Origin of the sequence: Nocardia pseudovaccinii NBRC 100343, from assembly GCF_001613225.1 — a bacterium.
GTDB classification, from domain to species: domain Bacteria; phylum Actinomycetota; class Actinomycetes; order Mycobacteriales; family Mycobacteriaceae; genus Nocardia; species Nocardia pseudovaccinii.
This window is the reverse complement of record NZ_BDBY01000255.1, coordinates 1-23460: the sequence shown is the minus strand read 5'-3', so window position 1 is coordinate 23460 and position 23460 is coordinate 1. Positions and strand designations below refer to the sequence as shown.

Annotated in this window: 27 protein-coding genes; 8 read left to right on the top strand and 19 right to left on the bottom strand. The window is 66.1% G+C overall.

All coding sequences use genetic code 11. From position 1 onward, the window contains the following. Window positions 1-61: 61 nt before the first annotated feature. Both NP3_RS31810 and NP3_RS31805 read left to right on the top strand, forming a co-directional pair. Window positions 62-1048 carry an ATP-binding cassette domain-containing protein gene (locus NP3_RS31810; RefSeq protein WP_063045400.1) on the top strand — a complete coding sequence of 329 codons (987 nt, stop codon included), beginning with the start codon at window positions 62-64 and terminating at the stop codon, window positions 1046-1048. After that, window positions 1045-1884 carry an ABC transporter permease gene (locus NP3_RS31805; RefSeq protein ID WP_084509259.1) on the top strand — a complete coding sequence of 280 codons (840 nt, stop codon included), beginning with the start codon at window positions 1045-1047 and terminating at the stop codon, window positions 1882-1884. The genes NP3_RS31810 and NP3_RS31805 overlap by 4 nt, the downstream gene beginning before the upstream one ends. Before the next feature lie 24 nt (window positions 1885-1908). On the opposite strand, the gene NP3_RS31800 is transcribed toward NP3_RS31805, so the two are convergent. Continuing rightward, complete coding sequence (locus tag NP3_RS31800; protein WP_063045398.1) at window positions 1909-5466, bottom strand: AfsR/SARP family transcriptional regulator; 3558 nt, start codon at window positions 5464-5466, stop codon at window positions 1909-1911. A gap of 163 nt (window positions 5467-5629) precedes the next feature. Between NP3_RS31800 and NP3_RS31795 the strand changes: the two genes are divergently transcribed. Together NP3_RS31795 and NP3_RS31790 are read left to right on the top strand one after the other, a co-directional pair. Beyond that, window positions 5630-6106 (top strand): SRPBCC family protein, encoded by a 477-nt coding sequence (locus tag NP3_RS31795; RefSeq protein ID WP_063045396.1) that lies wholly within the window; start codon window positions 5630-5632, stop codon window positions 6104-6106. A gap of 45 nt (window positions 6107-6151) precedes the next feature. Then, the gene (locus NP3_RS31790; protein ID WP_063045394.1) at window positions 6152-7024 is read left to right on the top strand and encodes a 1,4-dihydroxy-2-naphthoate polyprenyltransferase; all 873 of its coding nucleotides are present in this window, start codon (window positions 6152-6154) and stop codon (window positions 7022-7024) included. A 41-nt stretch (window positions 7025-7065) separates the two neighbouring features. On the opposite strand, the gene NP3_RS31785 is transcribed toward NP3_RS31790, so the two are convergent. The 5 genes from NP3_RS31785 to NP3_RS31765 all read right to left on the bottom strand — a co-directional run bounded on the left by NP3_RS31785 (window position 7066) and on the right by NP3_RS31765 (window position 9869). Continuing rightward, window positions 7066-7452, bottom strand: a complete 387-nt coding sequence (locus NP3_RS31785; protein WP_063045392.1) for a phage holin family protein — start codon at window positions 7450-7452, stop codon at window positions 7066-7068. A gap of 77 nt (window positions 7453-7529) precedes the next feature. Beyond that, entirely contained in the window at window positions 7530-8111 is a 582-nt protein-coding gene (locus NP3_RS31780; RefSeq protein WP_063045390.1) for a Clp protease N-terminal domain-containing protein, read from the bottom strand. Then, on the bottom strand, window positions 8111-8332 hold the full coding sequence (locus tag NP3_RS31775) for a hypothetical protein (protein ID WP_063045388.1): 222 nt from the start codon (window positions 8330-8332) through the stop codon (window positions 8111-8113). Before NP3_RS31775 ends, NP3_RS31780 begins: the two co-directional genes overlap by 1 nt. 104 nt (window positions 8333-8436) lie before the next feature. Beyond that, a complete protein-coding gene (gene cds1 / locus NP3_RS31770) occupies window positions 8437-9522 on the bottom strand; it encodes an L-cysteine desulfhydrase Cds1 (RefSeq protein WP_063045386.1) in 1086 nt (361 codons plus the stop codon). Then, complete coding sequence (locus tag NP3_RS31765; RefSeq protein WP_063045384.1) at window positions 9519-9869, bottom strand: DUF4229 domain-containing protein; 351 nt, start codon at window positions 9867-9869, stop codon at window positions 9519-9521. Before NP3_RS31765 ends, cds1 begins: the two co-directional genes overlap by 4 nt. A gap of 254 nt (window positions 9870-10123) precedes the next feature. On the opposite strand from NP3_RS31765, the gene NP3_RS31760 reads away from it, so the two are divergent. Both NP3_RS31760 and NP3_RS31755 read left to right on the top strand, forming a co-directional pair. Continuing rightward, on the top strand, window positions 10124-10333 hold the full coding sequence (locus tag NP3_RS31760) for a BldC family transcriptional regulator (protein ID WP_040696172.1): 210 nt from the start codon (window positions 10124-10126) through the stop codon (window positions 10331-10333). Window positions 10334-10460: 127 nt separating this feature from the next. Continuing rightward, window positions 10461-10658 carry a hypothetical protein gene (locus NP3_RS31755; protein ID WP_063045430.1) on the top strand — a complete coding sequence of 66 codons (198 nt, stop codon included), beginning with the start codon at window positions 10461-10463 and terminating at the stop codon, window positions 10656-10658. A 547-nt stretch (window positions 10659-11205) separates the two neighbouring features. On the opposite strand, the gene NP3_RS31750 is transcribed toward NP3_RS31755, so the two are convergent. Further along, entirely contained in the window at window positions 11206-11826 is a 621-nt protein-coding gene (locus tag NP3_RS31750; protein WP_063045382.1) for a DUF8020 domain-containing protein, read from the bottom strand. A gap of 292 nt (window positions 11827-12118) precedes the next feature. Here NP3_RS31750 and lppU point away from each other — a divergent pair, with 292 nt between their 5' ends. Then, window positions 12119-12784, top strand: a complete 666-nt coding sequence (lppU, locus tag NP3_RS31745) for an LppU family putative lipoprotein (RefSeq protein ID WP_063045381.1) — start codon at window positions 12119-12121, stop codon at window positions 12782-12784. Between the two features lie 43 nt (window positions 12785-12827). On the opposite strand, the gene NP3_RS31740 is transcribed toward lppU, so the two are convergent. The 8 genes from NP3_RS31740 to hemL all read right to left on the bottom strand — a co-directional run bounded on the left by NP3_RS31740 (window position 12828) and on the right by hemL (window position 20457). After that, window positions 12828-13865 carry an MspA family porin gene (locus tag NP3_RS31740; protein ID WP_169814612.1) on the bottom strand — a complete coding sequence of 346 codons (1038 nt, stop codon included), beginning with the start codon at window positions 13863-13865 and terminating at the stop codon, window positions 12828-12830. Window positions 13866-14024: 159 nt separating this feature from the next. Beyond that, on the bottom strand, window positions 14025-14993 hold the full coding sequence (ccsB, locus tag NP3_RS31735) for a c-type cytochrome biogenesis protein CcsB (RefSeq protein ID WP_063045377.1): 969 nt from the start codon (window positions 14991-14993) through the stop codon (window positions 14025-14027). Window positions 14994-14995: 2 nt separating this feature from the next. After that, window positions 14996-16633, bottom strand: a complete 1638-nt coding sequence (resB, locus tag NP3_RS31730) for a cytochrome c biogenesis protein ResB (protein WP_063045374.1) — start codon at window positions 16631-16633, stop codon at window positions 14996-14998. After that, a complete protein-coding gene (locus tag NP3_RS31725; protein ID WP_063045372.1) occupies window positions 16630-17466 on the bottom strand; it encodes a cytochrome c biogenesis CcdA family protein in 837 nt (278 codons plus the stop codon). The genes resB and NP3_RS31725 overlap by 4 nt, the downstream gene beginning before the upstream one ends. Next, window positions 17466-17675: a hypothetical protein gene (locus NP3_RS48375; protein WP_157124692.1), complete on the bottom strand. Its 210-nt coding sequence runs from the start codon at window positions 17673-17675 to the stop codon at window positions 17466-17468. The genes NP3_RS31725 and NP3_RS48375 overlap by 1 nt, the downstream gene beginning before the upstream one ends. 72 nt (window positions 17676-17747) lie before the next feature. After that, window positions 17748-18371, bottom strand: coding sequence for a TlpA disulfide reductase family protein (locus NP3_RS31720; RefSeq protein WP_063045370.1), 624 nt, complete (start codon window positions 18369-18371; stop codon window positions 17748-17750). Further along, window positions 18368-19096, bottom strand: a complete 729-nt coding sequence (locus tag NP3_RS31715; protein WP_245721192.1) for a histidine phosphatase family protein — start codon at window positions 19094-19096, stop codon at window positions 18368-18370. The genes NP3_RS31720 and NP3_RS31715 overlap by 4 nt, the downstream gene beginning before the upstream one ends. Window positions 19097-19119: 23 nt before the next feature. Beyond that, window positions 19120-20457, bottom strand: coding sequence for a glutamate-1-semialdehyde 2,1-aminomutase (gene hemL / locus NP3_RS31710; protein WP_063045368.1), 1338 nt, complete (start codon window positions 20455-20457; stop codon window positions 19120-19122). A 190-nt stretch (window positions 20458-20647) separates the two neighbouring features. Between hemL and NP3_RS31705 the strand changes: the two genes are divergently transcribed. Further along, window positions 20648-21028: a hypothetical protein gene (locus tag NP3_RS31705; protein WP_063045366.1), complete on the top strand. Its 381-nt coding sequence runs from the start codon at window positions 20648-20650 to the stop codon at window positions 21026-21028. Window positions 21029-21059: 31 nt separating this feature from the next. Here NP3_RS31705 and NP3_RS31700 read toward each other — a convergent pair whose 3' ends face one another. The 4 genes from NP3_RS31700 to NP3_RS51215 form a co-directional block, all read right to left on the bottom strand. After that, a complete protein-coding gene (locus tag NP3_RS31700; RefSeq protein WP_157124691.1) occupies window positions 21060-21299 on the bottom strand; it encodes a hypothetical protein in 240 nt (79 codons plus the stop codon). A gap of 351 nt (window positions 21300-21650) precedes the next feature. After that, window positions 21651-21917, bottom strand: coding sequence for a hypothetical protein (locus NP3_RS31695; protein WP_063045362.1), 267 nt, complete (start codon window positions 21915-21917; stop codon window positions 21651-21653). Next, window positions 21914-22450: a transport-regulating membrane protein Mce1N gene (gene mce1N / locus NP3_RS31690; RefSeq protein WP_245721191.1), complete on the bottom strand. Its 537-nt coding sequence runs from the start codon at window positions 22448-22450 to the stop codon at window positions 21914-21916. The genes NP3_RS31695 and mce1N overlap by 4 nt, the downstream gene beginning before the upstream one ends. A gap of 365 nt (window positions 22451-22815) precedes the next feature. Then, on the bottom strand, window positions 22816-23460 hold a 645-nt coding region (locus NP3_RS51215; RefSeq protein WP_281197645.1), incomplete at its 5' end, for a hypothetical protein.

The window sequence follows — 23460 nt, the reverse complement described above, 5'->3', positions numbered from 1 at the left end:
CAAGGTCGCACGACATTGTTATGCAAGGGCCGTGCAAGACGGCGGCCCCAAAGTCTTGTGCATGACTTCTTACACACCCACTTCAGCGCTCGCCGTCGAGGCGGACAGTCTGGTCAAGGTGTTCGGGGAACAGCGCGCCGTCGACGGTGTGAGCCTGGCGGTTCCGCAGGGCTCGGTCTACGGCGTGCTCGGCCCGAACGGCGCGGGCAAGACCACGACCATCCGCATGTTGGCCACCCTGTTGCGCCCGGACGGCGGCAGCGCCCGTATCTTCGGCCATGACGTCGTCGCGGAACCGACGGCGGTCCGGTCGCTGGTCGGCGTCACGGGGCAGTACGCCTCGGTCGACGAGGACCTGACGGCCACCGAAAATCTGATCATCTTCTCCCGCCTGCTCGGCCTCAGCAAGATCGATGCCAGGCGCAAGTCGGTCGAACTGCTGGAGGAGTTCGACCTCACCGAGGCGGCGAACAAGCCGCTGAAGAACTTCTCCGGCGGTATGCGACGCCGTCTCGATCTGGCCGCCAGCCTGATCGCGACACCGCCGCTGCTGTTCCTGGACGAGCCGACGACCGGCCTCGATCCGCGCACCCGCGCCCAGATGTGGGAGACCATCCGCCGCCTGGTCCGCGAGGGCGCGACGGTACTGCTCACCACGCAGTACCTGGACGAGGCCGATCAGCTGGCGGACCGGATCGCCGTCATCGACCACGGCAAGGTGATCGCCGACGGCACCGCTGACGAACTCAAGGCCTCGGTCGGCGGCTCCTCACTGCATCTGACCCTGGTCGACCGGGCCCAGCTCGAGGAGGCACGCCGGGTTGTCGGTGACTTCCTCGGCGTCGACGCCCAGATCACGCCGGAGGCCGGTCGGCTCACCGCGCCGCTCGCGGACGCGGGCATGACCGCCGATCTGCTGATTCGCCTGCGCGAGTGGGAGATCGCGATCGACGAGATCACCGTCACCAAACCCAGCCTCGACGAGGTCTTCCTCACCATCACCGGCCACCCGGCCGACGACAACGATTCCGAACGGAGCGCGGCATGACAACCATCACCGCCGAGAGCACCGCAGCGCGGCATGCGGCACCGACTTCGATTCCCGAGGTCAGCAATAAGATCAGCCTGCAACAGACCGTGTCGACCTCGCTCACCATGGCCTACCGGGGCATCCTGAAAATCAAGCACAATCCCGAGCAGCTGTTCGATGTGACGATTCAGCCGATCCTGTTCACCGCGCTGTTCGCCTACATCTTCGGCGGGGCGATCGGCGGGAGCGTGTCGAACTATCTGCCGGTCCTGATTCCCGGCATTCTGGTGCAGACCGTGATCCTGACCTCGGTCGTCACCGGCACCCAGTTGCGCGAGGATATGGACAAGGGCGTCTTCGACCGGTTCAAATCCCTGCCCATCGCCCGCATTTCGGTGCTGGCGGGTGCGTTGATCGCCGATATGGTGCGCTACGCACTGGCGACGACGCTGACCATCGTGGTCGGTCTGGCCATCGGCTACCGGCCCGAGGGCGGTGTGGCCGGTGTCGTGGTGGCCGGTCTGGTCATCGTGGTCTGCTCGTTCGCGGTGAGCTGGATCTGGGCGCTGGTCGGCGTCACCGGTAAGAGTGCCGCAGGCGTGCAGGGCATTTCGATGATGGTGATGTTCCCGCTGACCTTCATGTCCGGCGCGTTCGCTCAGGTGAGCACCATGCCGGGCTGGATGCAGGGGCTCAATCACGTGAATCCCGTGTACTACATGGTGAATGCGGCCCGAGCACTGATGAACGGCAATGTCTACGGCAGCGATCTGGCCTGGTCGCTGATCGGCTCGGTGATCGTGATCGCGATCTTCGCGCCGCTGAGCATCAAGGCGTACATGCGCCGGGCATGATGCACAGAAATCGCGGTGGGTGCGTCACCCACCGCGATTTTCGTTGTCGCAGGACAGTTCCTGCAGGAGTTCGAGGATTCTGTCCGCCGCTTGCCGCCGACGCATGCCTGCGGCGCGGGTCAGTGCTTCGTCGAAGCGCTCGTCCCCCACCGTTGTTCGGTGCAGTGCCGCGTGCCGCCGCAATTCGGCCGACGGACTATCCTGTCGCCCCAGCACTTTGGTAGACAGCGAGAGCAACTCCAAGCCGATCTCCGAATCGCGTCCGACCGCGAGACAGAATGTTCCGACGGCGTTGCCGACCGCGCCGATCTGCGGCAGGTCGGGGAACTGCCCGAGTCGACCGGCCGCGAGGCGCAGCAGTGTCCACGCGATGTCGGCGGCCTCCGCCGCCCGTCCGTGCAGCACGTACGCGTCAACGGCCCCGCTCGCGGTCACCAGAATGCCCGGGCCGACCATCGGGGCGTCATCGGGCCAGCCGTGCAGGTCCAGCGCCCGCCGGTAATAGTGCAGCCCGGCGTCGATATCGCCTTCGGCCAGTTCGAGTTCCGCCATTCCGACGACGACCGGCGCGAGGCGGTGGTTACGTCGGATATGTGGGTCATCGATCGGCGTACCGTGTGCCGGATCGCCATCCGCGGCGCCGAGCGCGAAGCCCAACTCCCGCCGCGCCTCGTCGAGCCGGCCCGCGCCGATCAACGACACCGCGAGATAACTGGACATTTCGACGGCTTCTTCGTGGGCGCGCAACTCCCGCAACAGTTCCGCCGCGCGGCGGTAGTACTCCACCGCATCGGCATAGTGCGCCGTCTGTCCGGCGAGCTGCCCGAGGTGCTGGGTGACCATCGCCGTGCCCCAGACATCGCGGCCCTCGATCAGCTGTAAGGCAGCCTGCGCGTCCCGGGTGGAGCCGTAGACATCGCCAGCGTTCTCCCGGATATTCGCGCGCATGAACACCGCCGCGCCGCGCACCACGGGGTCCGGCGACCGGGCACCGTCCGCGAACTGCCTCGGCGTGTCCGAGCCCGAGGCATTTCCGCAGGCCATCGCGCCGAGAAAGCGCGCTCCACCATTGAGATCGATTGCGGTGCTGAGCAATCGACGGATCCTGGCCCGCGTGGTCGCCACCTCACGCGGGTCGGCACCGAGGAACACGACGTGCATGCCGATCTGCAGGTGCGCGAGCATCTGCAGATCGGCGACCGGACCGCGCACCGGACCGGGTTCGGGCGGCAGGGTCAGAATCCGGCGCGCCCAACCGCTCAGCTCCATATGCGCGCCACGCATCACCCATAGCGTGCCGGCGACCGGGAAGACCCGGTACACCGTGCGGGCGTCCCTGCGCTCCAACGCATATCGCAGCACCGCGACCAGGTTGTCGAGTTCCGCGCCGACCGAGAGCACGGTGGCCACCTGCTCGTCGGACAGATAACGGTGCACCGTGGCGATCGAATAGTCACGGGCCCAGCGCGACATGCGATCCATCACCACGGGACGCTCGTCGACCGCTCCCGAAATGCCCGCCGCCGCATCGGATCCGGTCAGCGCGAGCTGTTCCTCTCCGAATTCGCGCACGGTTTCCAGCATCCGGTAGCGGGTGCCGATCAGGCCCTCATCGTCGTCCAGGACGGTCAGCAGCGACTGGCCGACCAGCCCGTCCACGGCCGTGGCCACATCGTCGACATCTGGGCCGCCCGCCACCACTTCGGCCGCATCGAGGGTGAACCCGGCCGGGAAGCGGCACAACCTACGCAAGGCGATCTGTTGCGGCTCTTCGAGCAGATTCCAGCTCCATGCGATCACCGCGTGCAAGGTGCGATGGCGTTCCGGCGAGGAGCGATCTCCGCTGCGCAGCAACGCGAATCGGTGTTCCAGGCGGGTTTCGATTTCCTCGACGCTCATGGTCCGCACCCGGGCGGCCGCGAGTTCGATGGCCAGCGGCAGCCCGTCGAGTGTGGTGCACAGCCGGGCCACCACCTCGGGATCCAGCCGGACGGTCGGCCGCACCGCACGCGCTCTGGCCATGAACAGTTCGGTGGCGGGCGATCCGGCCGCGTCGATCGCCAAGGGCGCCAGCGGATAAACCGTTTCCGCGGTGATCGCCAGCGGCGCTCTGCTGGTGGTGAGGACACTGAGCTGGTCGCAGCTGCCGACTAGGTCGGCGACCACTTCGGCGACCGCGTCGATCAGGTGCTCGCAGTTGTCCAAGATCAAGAGCGTCGGGCGGGCGGCGAGCGCATCGCGCAGTCGGCGACCGGCATCGCTGTAGCCGGTGGAGCGCCGCCACGCCGTCTCCCGGACGATCTCGCCGAGACCGAGCGTGGTGCTGATCGCGGCCTCGATATCGGCGCGCGAATCGGCGTCGGCGGCCGTATCGGCCCGCACCGAGGCCAACTCGACCAGCACCACGGATTCGCTGTGCGCGACCCGTGCGCCCAATTCGTTGGCCACCCTGGTCTTTCCGGTGCCGCCTGGGCCGAGGACGGTGGTCACCCGGGAGCGGTGCAGCAGTTGCTCGAGCGCGTCCAGATCAGCGGCGCGTCCGAGCAGGGCATTGGGAGCCGCGCGCAGGCCGATCGCGGAGCGGGCACTCGGCGGCACGGCAGCGGCCGAATCCGAAACTCGTCCAATCGAATCCAGTGCCGTCGCATCCCGCCCTGCGGAATCCTGTGCGGCCGAATCCGCTACCGCGGCCGCTACCGTCCGATCAGCTGGTGTGACCGAATTCACGGCAGGCATCGGCTTCGGCACGACCCCACCATGATCGGTCCGCGAAGCGAATCCGGGCACCGGATCACCCCGCAGGATCACCGTATTCAGCTCGACCAGCGCCGGACCCGGATCCGCGCCGAGTTCTTCGACAAGTCGCCCACGGATCGATGCGAAGACATCGAGGGCTTCGTTGGGCCGACCGGCTGCGGCGAGCAAACGCATCAAGGTGGCGTGCGCGGCCTCGTCGAGCGGTTTGGCTGCCGCGGTGCGGCGGGTGATCGCCACCGCACCGTCGAGATCACCCCCGGCGACCCGGGCGGCGACCTCGATCGCCTCCAGTTCGGACCAGCGGTGTGCGGCCGCGGCGCGCAGCTCGTCAGCGAGGTCGCCCGCGGGTAGGTCGGCACCGGGCTCGCCGCGCCAGAGCGATCTGGCCTGCGTCAGCACCTCTAGACATCCGGCGTGGTCGCCGTCGGCCTGTTTGGCGCGGGCCGCGCGCACCAGGTCGTCCGCGAGGGTCAAATCGACCTGATCGGCGGTCAGCGTGAGACGGTAGCCCGCCGGACCGATCTCCAGCGCCGCATCCGGCAGCGCCGCGCGCAGTCGCGACACCTGGGTGTGCAGCGCGTTCATCGGCGCGCGCGGCGGCTGCTCACCCCACACCTCATCGATCAGCGCCTGGGCACTGCGGCTGCGGCCGGGACGCAGGGCCAGCGCGGCGAGCAGCAGTCGCGACCGTGCCCCGGGCAGCGCGGCGAGCGTGCCGTCTCGGCGTAGCGCGATTTCGCCCAGCAGGGCCACTACGACCGATTCGCCTGCGGGCGTCGTCAGGGTTTGACTTCGGCCGTTCGGGCCGCTCTGATCGGGAAACATTCCGTGGTTATCGTATGCGAGCCCCGGCGCGAGCGACGGGCCCGGAGGCGGTAGCGCAGCGTGACCACGGAGGGACCCGGGAGTGCCGCAATCGAATACTGCCTGCCAAGCTGACATGGTTTTTCGCCCCTGTTCGGACCGGTAGGTCGCCTACGCTGTGCGCATGGCTGAGTTCGAAATCGTTCGGCAGGCTGTCATCACGGCCGAGCCCGCGCGCATTCATGCGCTGATCGATAACTTCCACGAGTGGACCAAGTGGTCGCCATGGGAGGACGTCGATCCGCAACTGCAGCGGAAGTACTCCGGGCCGGACGCCGGAGTCGGCGCCCAGTACACCTGGGACGGCAACCGCAAGGCCGGTCGCGGCAGCATGGAGATCACCTCCAGCGACGACCGGGAAATCGGTATCCGGCTGGCCTTCGAGAAGCCGTTCAAGGCCACCAATAAGACGACCTTCGAGCTGAACCCGGTCTCGGCCCTCGAGGGAGAAGAACCCCGCACCGAGGTGGTCTGGCGGATGAGAGGCGAGCACAAGGGCCTGATGGGCGTGCTCGGGAAGGTGTTCCCGATCGACAATATGATCGGCAGGGACTTCGAAAAGGGCCTGGACCGACTGAAGACCGCCGCCGAAGCCGACTGAACCGCCCGAGCGGACCGAACCGCGGCCGCGCATTAGGCTGCGAACATGGCTACTGCAGCGCAATGGATCGAGGGCGCACGGCCCCGTACCCTGCCGAACGCGATCGCCCCTGTCCTCGCCGGAACCGGCGCCGCCGCCTCCATCGATGGCGCGGTGTGGTGGAAAGCGGTTCTCGCGCTGCTGGTTTCGCTGGCCCTGATCATCGGGGTGAATTACGCCAACGACTACTCCGACGGCATCCGCGGCACCGATGACGTGCGGGTCGGTCCGCTGCGGCTGGTCGGGCAGAAGCTCGCCTCGCCCACCGCGGTCAAGAATGCCGCGATCATCAGCCTGGCCATCGGCGCGGTCTTCGGGCTGGTGCTCGTCATCGCGACGGCGTGGTGGTTGTTGCTGGTCGGCCTGGCCTGCCTGGCCGGTGCCTGGTTCTACACCGGCGGCAGCAAGCCCTACGGCTACAGCGGGTTCGGTGAGCTCGCGGTCTTCGTCTTCTTCGGTCTGATCGGGGTGCTCGGCACCGAATTCGTGCAGGCCGAGCGGATCGAATGGGCGGGCCTGGTGCTGGCGATCGGGGTCGGGGCGTTCTCCAGCGCGGTGCTGGTCGCCAATAACCTGCGCGATATCCCGACCGATACCGAATCCGGAAAGGTCACGCTCGCGGTCAAACTCGGTGATCCGCGGACCCGGACGCTGCACTTGGCGCTGCTCGCCGTGCCGTTCATCGCGACGCTGCTGCTGGTCGTCCGCACGCCGTGGGCGCTGGTCGGACTGGTCGCCGTGCCGTTGGCGGTGCGCGCCAATGCACCGGTGCGCTCCGGTAAGGGTGGGCTGGAACTGATTCCAGCGCTCCGCGATTCGGGATTGGCGCTGTTGGCGTGGTCGGCGGTCACCGCGTTGGCGCTGGGTATCGCCGGTTAGTAGCGCGCGGGCGACCAGGACGGTCGCCCGCGCCGCAGCTTTTAGTCGTCGCCGTCCGGGACCAGGATGCCGAGGACCCAGTTGACCACCGCGACGATGATGCCGCCCCATACGGCGGCCCAGAAGCCGTCGACGCGCAGGCCGTAGTCGGTGGTTTCGCTGATCTTCGCCGTGATCCAGAGCATCAGCGCGTTGATCACCAGCAGGAACAGGCCGAGGGTCACGATGACCAGCGGTAGCGATAGAAGTTTCACAATCGGTTTGATCACCGCGTTCACCACGGTGAAGACCACTGCGACGACCAGGATGACAATGACCTTGCCGCCATTGCCCTTGTCCGCGGGACTGAGAATTTCGATCTTGTCGACCCAAGCGGCGGCCAGCCAGATGGCCACCGCGTTGATGATCAACCGAATCAGAAGCTGCATGCGCCAATGCTAGGCCCGACCGGCGGGCATGTGCTGCCACAAAACGTGAATCGAGCGGCGCGCACATGCCCGACCCCTCACGCGGCACGGTCGAGTAGCGCGTGCACCTTCGGCCGGAGCGCATCGATCGCTTCCGAACCGCCCAGGATGCGGGTGGTGGTCGCATTGGGCGCGCGCAGAATCCCGAGCAGCAGATGCCCGGATTCGATAGACCTGTCCTTACGGGCGAGCGCTTCCCGCAGTCCCAGCTCCAACACCTTCTTGGCATCCCTGGTAAACGGGATGTGGTGACCCCAGTTCCGATCGCGACCGTGGCCGAATCGGGACCGCTCCTCGGGCACGGCCCGCTCCAGCGCATCCTCGCCGAAGCTGGCCTCCAGGCTCTCGCGCACCGCATCCAGATCGATGCCGATCGAACGCAGCGCCTCGGCGTCCTCCGTACCGAGCGGCTGACCTTTGGCCTCTCGACCGAGGGATTTCAGCACCGCTCGGTGGGTGACCCCCGCCTCCTCGAGCAGTGTCTTCAATTCCGGCTCGCCCTGCGCCAACAGGCCGAGCAGGACATGCTCCACCTCGATCTTGGGTGCGCGCAGTTCGCGCGCGTCTTCCTGAGCGATGACGATCGCCGTCCGCGCCGACCTGCTGAACCGTTCGAACATCAGCGGTTCCCGCCTCTCCGGTTGTATTTCTGGTGGACCGCCTGCTTGCTGACCTCGAGCGCCTCCGCGATCGCCTGCCAGGACCAGCCCTTTTCGCGGGCATTGGTCACCTGGATCGCCTCCAGCCGTTCGAGCAGCCGACGCAGTGCGAGCACCGCGCGCAGCCCGACCTTGGGGTCCGGACTGCCCGCGGCGGCCGCCAGTGTGGTTGCTTCAGTCATGTCGTCAATTTTTATTGACGAACTCCGGTGTTGTCAACGAAAATTGACGAGGTTCGCCACAAAAAGAAACCCCGGCGCTGCGGCCGGGGTTGCGATATCGCGTGCTAGCCGGACCAGATTCCGGTCGCGGCGAACTTCTCCAGGATCGCGGCGGGTTCGGTGAGGTTCATGCCCTGCGCCTGGACCCAGGAGTCATCGAAATACGTTCCGGCATAACGATCTCCGCCGTCACAAAGCAGCGTGACGACACTGCCCGAACGTCCGGCGGAGATCATTTCGGCGATGAGCGCGAACGCACCCCACAGATTCGTTCCAGTGGAACCGCCCACGCGGCGGCCGATTACCCGGCTCGCGAGCCGGGCGGTGGCGATCGATGCGACGTCGGGCACCTCGATCATCCGATCCACCACCTGACCGATGAACGACGGCTCGACCCGCGGTCGGCCGATTCCCTCTATGCGCGAAGGCATTCCGGTCTGATATCCGGCATCGGCGGTTTCGTAGCCGCCGTAGAATGCGGAGTTCTCCGGGTCGACCACGGCCAGTTTCGATGGGTAGCGGTGGTAGCGGATATAGCGGCCGATAGTGGCGCTGGTGCCGCCGGTGCCCGCACCGACCACGATCCAGTCCGGCACCGGATGCGCCTCCAATTCCATTTGCTGGAAGATGGATTCGGCGATGTTGTTATTGCCACGCCAGTCGGTGGCCCGCTCGGCGTGGGTGAACTGATCCATGAAGTGGCCGCCGCATTCGGCGGCCAGCCGCGCCGCCTCGGTGTACATATCCGGTGCACGCTGCACGAAATGACAACGGCCGCCCTGGGCTTCGATCAACTCGATCTTCTGCGGCGAGGTGCTCGCGGGCATCACCGCGACGAAATCCAGGCCGAGCAATTTGGCGAAATACGCCTCGCTGACCGCGGTCGAACCGGATGACGCCTCGACCACCGTGGTGCCCTCGGTGACCCAGCCGTTGCAGATCGCGTACAGGAACAGCGACCGCGCCAGCCGGTGCTTGAGGCTGCCGGTGATGTGGGTCGACTCGTCCTTCAGATACAGCTGGACCTGCCAGGCGGCGGACAGCGGGTACCGGATCAGATGGGTGTCGGCGCTGCGCTGGGTGTCGGCCTCGATAAGCCGCACGGCATTGTCGACCCAGGCTCGTGGCGTACTGCGATCGCAGTACTTCACGAGGCCGCACCGGTCGGGTCGTCGTCACCACGCAGCCGGGCGCGCAGCTGCGCCTTGTCCTGGCGACGCTTCGCATCGACGACCGCGATGTCCTCGTTGACCCGAGCGCGCAATTTCTTGAACAGCGTCAGCGACAGCGGCATCGCGATGATCAACGCGAACAGCGCGGCGACCAACCACGGGACATCCACCGAGACGAGCCGGGCGACGCCGATGATCGCGGCGGCGATGACAACGACCAGCGCCAGCCTGGCGAGCGTGTACAGCGCCAGATTGCGGGCCAGCCGCGCGCCGACGCCAGCGGTTTGCTGTGCGGGTTCACCCTTCGGTGGCGTTGCGTCACTCACGTCGTCCAGCCTATGCGAAGCGATGGCTCGCCCTCGGCGATACCTCCGGTCGAGCAAAGCGGTAGCCTCGCCTGCACTCGGCCAACCGCAAGAGACCAGCGGCGGACTACGTCCGACCGCACCTGACCAGGGCTCATATCCGTTTTGTCTATTACTTCCCCTTTACCAACTGTAGGTGGTTCGAGTACCTAGGGGTTGCAGTGCAACGATGACGCCATCTGATGAGGGAACTGTCGAGAACGGAGAGGTTTGCTATGACTGCGATCACCGTCGGCGGCCAGGACACCCTGCTGACACCGGGCCAAGTCGCCGCCATGTTCCACGTCGATCCGAAGACCGTTACCCGCTGGGCCCACGCCGGGCGCCTGGGATCACTGCGCACACCGGGCGGGCATCGCCGGTTCCGCGAATCCGAGGTACTTCAGCTGCTCCAGTCCCTCACCACCGAGGCCACCGCACGCTGAGCCTGGTCCGCGGGCCTGTAGCTGTGAGTTCGATCTTCCTGTCTAGGGGCCCGCACCCACCAATTTCGTGTCTGCGGTGTTCGAAGGCTACGCACGCGACTACCCTCGTTAGCAGGAGGTGAGCGACGTGACGTACCTGTTGGCACTCATCGCAGTTGTGGCAGTCGCGGTGTTGTGCTGGAAGGCGTTCGGCCCCGAGAAGACAGCCGGACCGCCCACGCGTTCGCCGCAGCGCAAGCGCATCATGGGGCCCGACGACGACCCCGAATTCCTGTGGCGCCTTTCGCGCCAGCATCGCGATGGTGACGGGTCTACCGAGCGCTGATCGTTCGCTCGCACCGGGAGGTTTCCGGGAGCCCGCTATCGCGCGAGCGTATTTACCGCGGATTATTTGCTGCACCGATGATCAATTGCGCCTAGACGTGCAATCAACCGGCGCGCATGCCATGAGTAGGCCTAGGCCCGGCCGATCGCCGAACTATGCCTTCCGGCCGCGCCGAACAGGAAGTCGCCGCATTGGATACCAGGCGGGCATAGACAACGGATATCGAATCTCGTCGGCTACCGGTCGGCGCACGGGCGTTGCCTCAGCCCGCGAACCGAGTTCGGCGATCACATGCGACAACGATCGCTCACGGGCACCGGAGGTCGCGCCTCAGCGCTTCCCGGGATCCCGAAGCGAAGTCGGCCTCGACCTTCGCGTCGATCCATGATCGCCCGACCACGGGTGGCAACCAAGCGCGACCCTGCGCTTCACTCCGGTCGGCCGAATCCCCACTCGCGCACAGTGGCTTTCACGCGTCCCTGGCGACTACTTCGCACAAGGTGGAGCCGGTGCGAAGTAGTCGCCAGTGATGCGAGAGCTCAAACGATCACGGCTCGCCGTTGATGACGGCCATGAGGGCGTCCATGAACGACTGGCCGCCCATGATGTAGCCGCCGGCGATCGCGCCGATTACCGCGCCGATTGGGCCGGTGATGATGCTGAAGAAAAAGACGCCGACGATGGCGCCGATGATGAGGCCGAGGACGCCGCCGAGGACCACGCCGACGATGTTCTTGTTGATTTCGTCGGTCAGGCGGGCCATGGAATTGACCGGCTGCATCTCGCCGATGTTCTTGGCGCTCAATTTCGGTGTGAGAGCGAGGGTTCGGCCGTTATCGGAGATCGTCTGGTCGACCGCGACCTTCGTGCCGGAGAGCTCGTAGGTCAAGGGGACTTCCGTCACCACGGCACCGGCATCAGACTTCAGCAAGACCTTGGTGCCGTTGTCGGCGAGTTCGAACTTGCCGCTGTCGACCTCGGTGGTGAGAACGCGATCCCGGTGCCCATCCGAGATTTCGGAAGCCACTGTGTGGTAACCGATTCCCTGCTCGACGCCGGAGGCCGACACCTCTTTGGCAACTTCCGCTGGCTTCGCATTCGCGGTTCCCGCCGCGATTCCCACGGCGGCGATGGACACGAGAGTGACGGCGAACGTGCCGAACTTCATCAAGGTTTCCTTCTGACAAGCACCGGCCCCGGTAGCCGGTTGACGCGTCTAGCGCCACGTAGCTTGTTGCCCCGCACGGCATTTGGGAAACCCTAAACGACCATCGTTATTCGATTGTTACTCCCACATCCGACCTGTGGTCATTTCACACAAGTATCCTTTTTATCCTCGAAAATCGGTGACTCGACGCGCACACACCGGATGGTGTAGGCATGACGTGATCTCTCACCATTGCAACTTTCAACTTCGTATCTCGGCGCGCGAGTTCGAACAGCCCTGGAGGACGTCACAGGTGTCGCGTCAACGTGTCCGTGCGGGTCTCACCTTGACGGTCTTCATAGCTGTAACCGCGCTGGCCGCAGCCGTAGTGGCGGTGGCGGCGATGTCGCTCAGCAACGACAAATCCACCACGAGCAGCCCATCGCCCGCGGCCCAGAACGATGCCGCGCCGACCACCGCGTCGGAACCGTCGTTCCCCGAGCTGCCGCTGACCACCCCTGAGGCCCCGCCGACCACCTCCGCCATCCGCAGCACCTTCGACAAGATCGCGGGCGGCCTGAAGGTCGATGTCGGTGACTGCGTCGAAATCGGCGGCAGCGGCGACAATCCCACCCTCGGCAAGGCCACCTGCGGCAGCGCGACCTCCAACTACAAGGTCATCGACAAGGCGCCCGAGAACGCCGCCTGCCCAGCCGACGCCGACCGCTCACTCAACGACACCCTGCACGGCATCAACCGCGCCGCCCTCTGCATGGACATCGACTGGGTAATCGGCGGCTGCATGGACCCGAACAAAGACGGCCCCAAACGCCTCGACTGCAACACCAAGGGCGTCCCCAACGCCGTCCGCGTCATGGACGTCAAACTGAACACCACAAACGTGAACGTCTGCTCCTCCAGCGACCGCGGAATCGTCTACCAGCAACGCCAATTCGTAGTCTGCGTCCACCGCTTGTAAGTCGCACTGTTCGGCCATCGAGAGCCGAGGGTCCCTGGTCGGATCAGAAGGTGAACTGGGTGCCGTACGCGGAGGTCTGCACCGTCTCCAGCGCGGTGCTCACCGTGGCGGTGACGAAGGGGACGGCCGATACCGGTGAGGCGCACTGGCCGACGTTCAACGCGGCGTTGTTGAAAATGAAGTGGTACGGGAACACGGTCTTGTTGTCCAGGTTGGTCGTCACTGTCGTGACGGTCGTGATCTGGCCCGGCGCCAACGTGGCTTCCAGGACCTCTGTCAAACCCAGGGTGCCGCCGACGGTCGGTCCGAGGCTCGCGCTGGGGGCACTCGGTGTCGTGGTCTCGACGCTCGGGGTCGTGGTCTCGACGCTCGGTGTCGTGGTCTCGACGCTGGGGGACGTAGTGGCGGCACTCTGAGAGGTGGGCACGGCACTCTGAGAGGTCGCCGCAGCACTCTGAGAGGTCGGCGCGGCACTCTGAGAGGTCGCCGCAGCACTCTGAGAGGTCGCCGCAGCACTCTGAGAGGTCGCCGCAGCACTCTGAGAGGTCGCCGCAGCACTCTGAGAGGTGGGCGCGGCAATGTGAGAGGTGGGCGCGGGACTCCGGGAGGTCGTCACGGCGCTCCGGGAGGTGGTGCTGGCGGGCTGCGGTGTGGACACCGGCTTCACTGCCGTACTCGGCAGTCTGGCGGCAGCGTTCGACTGGCTGAATTCGGGGGAAATACTCGCCAACAGCCCTTGATTCGGATCGATTCCGACGGTGAAGCCGTTGTCCAGCGTGAGCGCGCAGCCGAGGAGGAACCCCGCGACGGCCTGGCCGGACACTATTCCATCGCCCTCCACGTTCAGCGAGTAATTGCCGGATAGCTGCGCGGCATGCGCGAACGTCATGAGGAAGTTCGGCATCCGGTCGCCCGGTGGGTCAACTCTGACGTTCTCCACCGATGTCGTCACATGAATCCCGGCACCGGATACGTCAGCACCGGGCGGTTGGGCTCGGCTCGGCTCGGCGCCGGGCCACACGAACACAGCCACGACGGCGGCGACCACACCGGTCGCGATAACGACGAATCGAGGGCGCATATCTGATCCCGTTTCGAATCGGATGTACATCAGCGGCGGCGAAATCGCATGAACAGACCCACATAGCTAATATTTGGCAAGCATAAGTGGGATATCGGCCCGGCTCGTTCAGGCTGCGGGGCGTGTCGCGCACCGCCCCATTTCCGCTGGTAAAACCCTCTAGTTCAGCCCGGCGTACGAGTGCAGTCCACTGATCACGATGTTGATGATGAACAGGTTGAAGAGCATCGCTACGAACCCGGCGATGTTGATATACGCGGCCTTGGTGTCGCGCCAACCCGAGGTTGCGCGGGCGTGGAGGTAGGCGGCGTACAGGACCCAGGCGATGAAGGAGCAGGTTTCCTTCGGGTCCCAGCCCCAGAAGCGGCCCCAGGCGGCTTCGGCCCAGATGGCGCCGAGGATTACTCCGGCGCCGAAGAGGGGGAAGCCGATGATGGTGGTTTTGTAGGCCAGTCGGTCCAGAGTGCGGGCGTCGGGGAGGCGGCGGGCGATGGTGCCGAGGATATTGTCGGATTCGGCGCCTTCGGGCTGACGCAGGCGGTAGAGGAACAGCAGGCTGGCTATGCCGGAGACCAGGAAGACGCCGCTGCCGATGCTGACGATGGTGACGTGGATGGGCAGCCAGAACGACTTCAGTGCGGGCACAACGGGTGCCGCGTCGGCGTAGAGCAAGGTGCCGGCCAGGAACAGCAGGATCAGGATCGGGACGAGCAGGAAGACCCACATCGAGCGGTAGCGCTGTTCACGCAGGAACACCATGCCGACCACGGCGGCCGCGGCGGTCGCCATGGTGACGAATTCGTACATGTTGCCGAGCGGGAAGCGGTGGGTTGCGAAGCCGCGCAACACGATCGAGGTCACGTGCAGCGCGATGGCGACGAACAGCACGGAGAACGCCATATTGCCTGCGCGTTCGGCGAACGGCTTGGCCTGCGGCGTCTCGACCCGGCCGGGCCCGGCGGGACGATCGGAACCACCGCCGGCGGTTACCAGTTCACGCGCGACGACCTTCTGCGTCCGCGCCGCCGCGTACTGCACGATCAGCAGCACCAGCACCAGCGCGTACACGACGATCGCCGATTTGAAGGCGAGGTCGCTGTACTGGGCGATGGTCTCGTCGATCGGCATGGTCACTCTCCCGTGGCGGATCGGTCATCGAGCAGGCGCTTGCGCAGACGATCGAATTCGCTGCCCCAGCCCGCCTGATCGGTTCTGGCGAGCCCGCCCATCTCTACTACGGTGCGTCGTTTGTCAACGGTACCCGCTTCGTCATCGGCCGGGTACCCGCGGATCCAAATGCGTCGCCGCTTGACCAGCAGCGACACCAGCAGTCCGGCCATCATGGCAAGCGCGCTCACCAGCACCCACTGCTGCGCCGGATCGTGGGATACCTGCAGATTCACGAATTCCTGTGCACCGTCGAAAGTGACCTTGGTGCCATTGGGCAAAGTCGACGACTCGCCGGGACGCAGGTTGACCCTGGCTTCCTTGGTCAGTCGCCCCTGCTTCACCTGCTCGGGATCCAGCGCGAACAGCGACTGCGGCTTACCGGTATCGAGGCCGGTATCGCCGCGATAGATGTCCACCGCGACGGCCGGATCGTTCATGGTCGGGAACGAGGAGGTCAGCAGACTGCCGTGCAGTAGCGCGGTCGGCGCGAAAAGACCCTCGATGGCGATCTGGTTCTTGCGGCGCTCCTCGTCGGTGGCGTACATGCCGCCGGGCGGATCGATCCGCAGCACACCGCTGGACAGGAAGGTCTGCGCATTGTCGGGCCGCCACTGGATGGTCTCGGTTCGGGTCTGGCCGTTCGGGAAGGTGACCGTGAACGTCGGCGCGTAACCGTGGCCCTGCAGATACAGCCGGTCCCCCGAGACGCGCAGCGGATGGTTCACCTGGATCTGCGCATCACGCCAGGTGTCGCTCTGCAGATCGCCACCGGCCTGATATTCGATATGCGAGGTGAACATCTCGGCCTGACCGTTCTGCAGGTAATCGGCCTTGAAGTCCTTGACCCGCACGCACAATGGCGCCATACCGGTGCCGTCGTTGATATTGCCCGCCTTGAACGAGTCGAAGACGGCGGGCGAGGTGGTGCAGAAGCCGGGCCCGTTGTTCGCTATGACGATCACGCTGCCCTCGTAACCGAACAGCTTGCCGACCGCGATCGCGACGAGCAGCCCGACCAGGGCCAGGTGGAACACGAGGTTGCCGAGTTCGCGGGTGTACCCCTTCTCCGCGGAGAGGGTGATCTCCCCTTCACGAGTACCGTCGCGCACCTCGGTCCGCCAACCGCGCAACTCTTTTCGAGCGTGCTCGAGCGCGGCGTCCGGGGTGCCATCGATCGTTTCGGAATAATGGTGCGGCAGCCGCGACAGGTTGCGCGGCACCCGGACCGGTGGCGTACGCAGCGCGCGATAGTGATCCAGGCACCGCGGCAGAATGCAGCCGACGAGCGAGATGAACAGCAGCGCATAGATTGCCGTGAACCAGAAGCTGGAGAACACGTCGAACAGCTGGAACCGGTCCATCCACGGTCCGAGCGTCGGGCGGTCGGCGATGTACTGGTCGACCTTGCCCTCGTTGAGATTTCGCTGCGGCAGCAGTGCACCCGGAATCGCGCCCAGGGCCAGCAGGAACAGCAATACCAGCGCGGTGCGCATACTGGTGAGCCCGCGCCAGGCATTGCGCACGAGCGCCCAGGCACGCCCGACCGGGGACTGCTTCGGCGGCGTCACCGGCGCCTCGGGTCTGTCGATCACGGTCATATCGGCAGCGTCACCTCGGAAACGAACCCATCGCGAACCCAGGCGACGAACTGATCCCACGCCCCCGTGACCAGCGCGATCCCGACCGCGACGAGCAATATGCCCCCGATGATCTGAATGGTGCGCGAATTGCGCCGCAGCCAACCGACCCCGCGCAACGCACTCGCCGACCCGAAGGCCAGGATCACGAACGGCAGTCCGAGGCCGAGGCAATAGGCGACGATCAGCGCGACGCCGCGCACGGCCGTCGTGCCCTCGGTCCCCGCCGAAACCGCCATCACCCCGGACAGCGTCGGCCCGAGGCACGGCGTCCAACCCAGCGCGAAGACCGCACCGAGCAGCGGAGCGCCCAGAATACCGGTGAGCCTGCGCGGCTCCATCCGCGTATCGCGCTGCAACGCGGGGACCAGGCCGATGAACACCAGACCCATCAGGATGGTGACCACACCGCCGACCCGTTGCAGCAGTTCACGATTCACGTTCAGGGTCTGGATGACGCCGAAAACCGTTGCGGTGGCGAGCACGAACACCACGGTGAAGCCCGCGACGAACAAACCGGCCGCACCGGCCACTCGGATCCGACCCGTACGTGCCGCAGCCCGATCGACCGAAACCGCTGTGCTGCCAAGGCTTTTGGCCTGCGTTGCGGTGGCGGGCGGCGCCTCGGCGCCGACCAGCCCGGCCAGATAGGACAGGTAACCCGGCACCAGCGGCACCACACACGGCGAGGCGAACGAGACCAGTCCGGCCAGTACGCATGCGCCGAGCGCCAATAACAGCGGCCCCGTCGCCGCCGTCTGCTGGAACGAATCACCTACTGCGGCAAGCACCATCAGTCGGTCTCCACCGGGGGTCGATCAGCTCGCTCGGGCACCGGCGCGGCCTCCGGCGCGAAGTCCATCATGGAATCGGCTGCGGCGCTGCGTGGCACGGCGGCAACGCCGACCCACCGGTCATCGACCGTCCAGACACCGCGAACGAGACGGGCGGCCTGCCGCGGGCGACAGGCACGCGGGCTACGAGTACGGCGATCGCGATTCACGATTGCACCTTTCCTACCGCTCGCTATCGAGCGGGACGCAATTACGACATGGGCCGAACGGCTTGGGCGGGGTCACTGCGAACCTTCCGCGGCAATGCGTTCGACAACTGGTTGGAGGTCTTCCGCCAAGAGCGAGCGGAGGAAGACAGCGGCGACCCGATGCTGCCGATCCAGCACCAGCGTGGTGGGAATGACACTGGTCGGGAAGTTGCCGCCGAGCGCGAGCAGGGTGCGCATGGACGGGTCGTAGACGGACGGATAACCGACCTTGTTGTCGACGACGAAGTCCTGCGCCTTGTCCTGCTGAAAATCGCGGACATTGATGCCGAGAAAGACGACGCCCCTGTCCTTGGTTGCCTCGTAGACCCTTTCGAGAGCGGGCGCTTCGGCGCGGCACGGCCCGCACCACTGCCCCCACAGATTGAGCACGACCACCTTGTCCGGGAAGTCGGCGACCGAGGTGGTCTTGCCCGAGGTCATCAGATCCGGCCCGGCGAGCTTGCCGATGGTGCCACGCGCGGCGGGCGGATCGTAGAAAATATCGGTTTTGCCACCGGGCGAGACGAATTCGAACGTACCGCCGGAGGCCACCGCATCCTTCCCGGTCGAACAACCCACGAGCGCGGCCACCAGGGCCACGCACGCGAGCAGCACCGACGTGAAACGCCGGGCCGACGGCCGGGAAGAAGTTCTCATGCGCCGTGCACCGTGGGATCCGAACCGCCTGCGGGCTCGGAGTAGACGATGTCGACGAGGGTGTCGCCCTGGTAGACCAGCGAGGTCAGTGAGGCGAGCGAGCACTGCCGATGCCGCGGATCGTGCCAGAGCCGCTGGCCCTGCAGGAACCGCCGCAGCGTCCAGACCGGCAGCTGATGCGAGACCAGCACCGCCTCGTGTCCGGCCGCCTCGACCCTGGCCTTATTGACCGCGGCCAGCATGCGGTGCGCGATCTGCAGATACGGCTCGCCCCAGGACGGGGTGAACGGATCGCGCAGCTTCCACCAGTGCCTCGGCTTGCGCAGCGCACCGTCGCCGACCGAAACCCGCAGGCCCTCGAAGGTATTACCGGCCTCGATCAGGTTCTCGTCGGAGCGCACCAGCAGCCCGTGCTGACGCGCGATCGGCTCGGCGGTCTCCTGCGCACGCTGCAGCGGCGAGGCGATAACCACCGCGACGTCGTGGTCGGCCAGCGACCGCGCCACCGCACCGGCCTGCGCGCGACCGGTCACCGACAGGCTGAATCCGGGCAGGCGACCGTAGAGAATGCCCTTCGGGTTGTGTACCTCGCCGTGCCGCAGCACGTGCACGATGGTCTCGACGGTGTCGTCCTCGACCGCGCCGACCGGCGCAGCGGCATCGGACTCGTCGGCGAGGGCGGCCGTTTCCGCGCTGTCGACAGAGGTATCTGGTAGTTCGCGCATTTCTGAATCTGACTGGTCGGAACTCACGCGCGGGATCCTTCGGGGGTGGCGGCCGCGGCCGCATGTGCGGCGGCGGGCAGGGCGGCGGCGATACGGTCGAATGCGTCCTCGTCGAGCGCCGCGGAGACGAACCATGCTTCGAACGCGCTCGGCGGCGCGTACACACCGCCGTCGAGCAGTGCGTGGAAGAAAGCGGGGAAACGCCAGGTCTGGCTGGCTTTAGCGGCGGCGTAGTCGGTGACCGGACGGTCGGCGAAGAACACGCTCACCATATTGCCCGCGAACTGGACCTGATGCTCGACCCCCGCGGCACCGAGCGCCTCGGTGAACAAGCCGCCCAGCCGCTCGGCATTGCGATCGAGTGCGGAGTACACCGCGTCATCGGCCGCGCGGAGCGAGGCGAGGCCGGCGGCGACGGCGACCGGGTTCCCGGAAAGGGTGCCCGCCTGATAAACCGGGCCAAGCGGCGCAAGGTGATTCATGATCTCGGCGCGACCGCCGAACGCGGCGGCAGGCAGCCCACCGCTCATCACCTTGCCGAAGGTATAGAGGTCACCGGCGACACCGTCGCGGCCGAACCAGCCGGACCGGCTCACCCGGAATCCGGTCATCACCTCGTCCATGATCAGCAGCGCGCCGTCGTCGGCGGTCAGCTTGCGCAGCCCCTCGTTGAAACCGGGCAGCGGTGCGACCGCACCCATATTGCCCGCGGCCGCCTCGGTGATCACACACGCGATTTCACCCGGATGCGCGGCGAACGCGGCGGCAACGGCCTCGATGTCGTTGTACGGCAGCACGATGGTGTCGCCCGCCTGCGCGCCGGTGACACCGGGCGAGGTCGGCAGGCCGAGGGTCGCGACACCGGATCCGGCGTCGGCAAGCAGTGCGTCCACATGGCCGTGGTAGCAACCCGAAAATTTGATGATCTTGGCGCGACCGGTGTAGCCGCGGGCCAGCCGGACCGCGCTCATGGTGGCCTCGGTGCCGGAGTTGACCAGGCGGACCCGGTCCACCGGCGCCACCCGCTCGGCGATCAGCTCGGCGAGTTCGATCTCGGCCTCGGTCGGCGCGCCGAAAGACAGTCCGCCGACGGCCGCGCGCCGCACCGCCTCGACCACCTCGGGATGCGCGTGGCCGAGAATCATCGGACCCCAGGAACACACCAGGTCGACATACTCGTTGCCGTCGACATCGATGAGTGTGCAGCCCTTGGCCGATGCGATGAATCGCGGTGTACCACCGACGGACTTGAAAGCCCGCACCGGCGAATTCACACCACCCGGAATCACCGAAGCGGCCCGGTCGAAGAGCTGAGCCGAGACCGGCACCGATGCCCTGGTCACGCGCGGAGAAGAACTCACGACGTCCAGTGTCTCAGCCCGATTGGAAGGAGTCGACGACAGGGTGTAGTCGAGTGACGCAGACCGCACGCACCGCAGTCGGTTCTGCGCAACACGCCGATCATGGTTGCGGCCGATATCGGTCGCCGACCGATTACCGATGCGTAATCTCGGTGGGTCGTCGCACCATCTACCCGATCGGGAGGGTCCAATGCGGTTCGCCGTCATCAGCGCCACGATCTTCGCCGCGCTCGCCGCCGCCGTCACCGTCGGCACCGGGACCGCGGCCGCCGCGGATCCGGTCAGCCAGCCCGACCGGATCGGGCTGCATCTGGATCACGCGGAGACCACGGCCCTCGGCGACGGACCACTGCCCGCATTGGTCACCATGGTGGTGCCGCTCAACCGGATCGGCGCCGGATTGAAGAGTGACACCGAGATCTACCGCGACGAGAACGGCGGAGTGCATGCCTCATTGCGCCAGGTCATCATGGAGGCGGCCAGGCATCCGGACGGCACCGTCACCGTGTACCTCAACGCGCCGGGCACCAGGGACGGCCGCACGCTCGACATCTATCAGAGTTGGGACTAGAGGGGCGGCAGCCCGGCGAGGGCGAGCGAACTCAGGTGTACATGCACGGCGCCGAGGCCGAGATGGTGTGCAGCTGGCACATGAAGTTGTTGTACACACCGGCCGAACCCGAATCGGGCACGAAGATCGGCGCGGGCTGGGCTACCTCGGTCTGAGTGTCGGTCTGGGCAGTGGGCTCCAGCGGCAGTCCCGGCGCGGCCCATGCGGGCGCCGCACCGATCGCGGCCGCCACGACGACCGCCGCGCACACTTTCCCAACAAAACGAATCACAAGCATTTCTCCCAGTCGACACAATTCGGATACCGGCCGAAAGCATAACGGCCACAACAGTATTCACTGAATGCCGACCGTTGCACCTCGCGGCGCGGCACTTGCACGGTAGTGCAGTCGCGACCGATGCGCCAGGGCACGTCTCGGATCGCCGGTGCGCCCAGGCTTCCGCGCTACGAAGTAACGCCCAAGCAGAGCCCGACGAAACCGGTTGTCAGCAGACAGGCCAACGGAACCGGCAGCAGATTCAGTAGCGAAAACGATGGGATTGTCGGCATCATGCCTGCGATGTTCCCGCGAAATTCGCGAACAAACGGTGCGGCTATGCGGATCGCCGGTGATTGCCCTGGTTCAGCGCGAACGCGCGGCACGCACCGTGCGCGCGACGGCATCGATCGCGAGCACGCCAGCCACCATGACCAGAAAAGCGGCGAGCACCAACCACGGAGCGCTGTAGCGGGTGGAATCGAAGCCGGGCACGTCACCCGACGGCGCGAAGGTGGTGGTGATCAGCCCGTTGCGCCAACTCACCACCGCGAGAACCGCGCACCCCAGCGCGAGCGTCAACTCGACCAATGCCGGAAGCATCCGGTCACCGAGCGCAATCAAGCGCGTCAACGATCCGCTCCGTTCTCGCTGTCTTCGGATTCCTCGGTCCGCGTGGGCAGGTCGGCATCGGTCTTGCCGAGCGCTTCGGTCAGCGCGGCCCGCAGTCCGCGGTGATCCTTCGCCCACGCCTGCACCAGTTCACCACCGACGAGCCGCAGCCCGATGCCCTTGCGCCGACGTGGCACCCCGCTCAATTCGCCGAGCGAGCGCGCTGATTCCCAATCCTCATCGTCCCAGGAGTCCTCGTCCCGCTCGGGCAGCACCGCGGCGATGGACGCCAGCGACAGGGTCTCGGTGCCCTCACGCAGCGTACCGGGGGTCAGCTCGACGCTCACATGCCGCTGCCCCGCGATCACCTGCAGCACAACGAAACCCGCGATCAGCGCGGCACAGAAAATGAGAGCGAACCAGTGCACCTGATCGGCGGTCACCAATTCCAGAATCAGCACGATCAGACACAGCAACGGCCCGTATGCCACCGAACGCCAGCGCGCGCCCGGTTCGGCGAACAGGATGGTCGCGCCATCCGCGGAATCCGTCACACCATGCTCCCGGCCGCTGGCGACTGCTTGCACGTCGCTCGAAAAGGCCAGCCGAGCACGGCGACCGGAATCGACATCCGGTCCCGGATCAGCCGACCGCGCCGGGCAGGATCAGCAGCGCGACAGTGACCAACGCGAACAGGACCAGCAGGCTCAGTACAAGCAGATCTCGTCGAATGCTCTGCGGCTGTTGGATCACCACTCGCATCGATGCCTCCGATCTCCCGGAGCCATCTGGTCGACGTACTTACAAAACGTAAGACAACGTGTAACAAATGACTTCCGGTTCCCATGTCCTCTGTGACAACCCTCACGATACATGCTGCCGATTTCTTGACAAACTCGCGGACGGCTCCAGCCTTCGTTCACCTGCGATTCATCTGGAAGTACACGGTCGAGTCCGGACGGTGACTCAGATACACCGCACCCGCCGCCAGCACGCCCTGCACGATCGCCGCCGCACCCGCTACCAGCGAGGCCGCTCCGGTCACCGCTTCCAGCGCGAACAGTGTGCCGATCGCGACCAGCACCAACCAGACGCCAACGGCAGTCAAAAGCGTCCGCGCCCACAGCTTTCCGCGCACGAACTGGTGCACGAACAGCAAGGCGAACGCGGCCAGCGCCAACCCGATCACCACAGCGACAACGAAGGCCAACGAGACCATCAGTTCCGCATTGGCCATCGTGAAATTCGGATCTCCGACATGCACCTGGTCGAACATCTTCTGCGCGAAATCCTTGCGCTGCTGAAACGCCGCGACAACCGAGCCGAGCATCTGCAGAATGCCGAATCCGATTACGCCCCACCATAATTGCCGCGCCGTCCGAATATCCTCCGGCGGTTCCGGCCGCGGCTGCGGCGGCCCGACAACAGGCCCGCGCGGGTACGCGCCCGGTGGATACATCCCAGGCGGATACGGCATCGGCGGATACGGTCCCGGCGGAATCGCGCCCTGCGGATACGGTCCGGGCGGATGCGCTGCCGTCGGACCCGAGCCGTGCGCATGCGC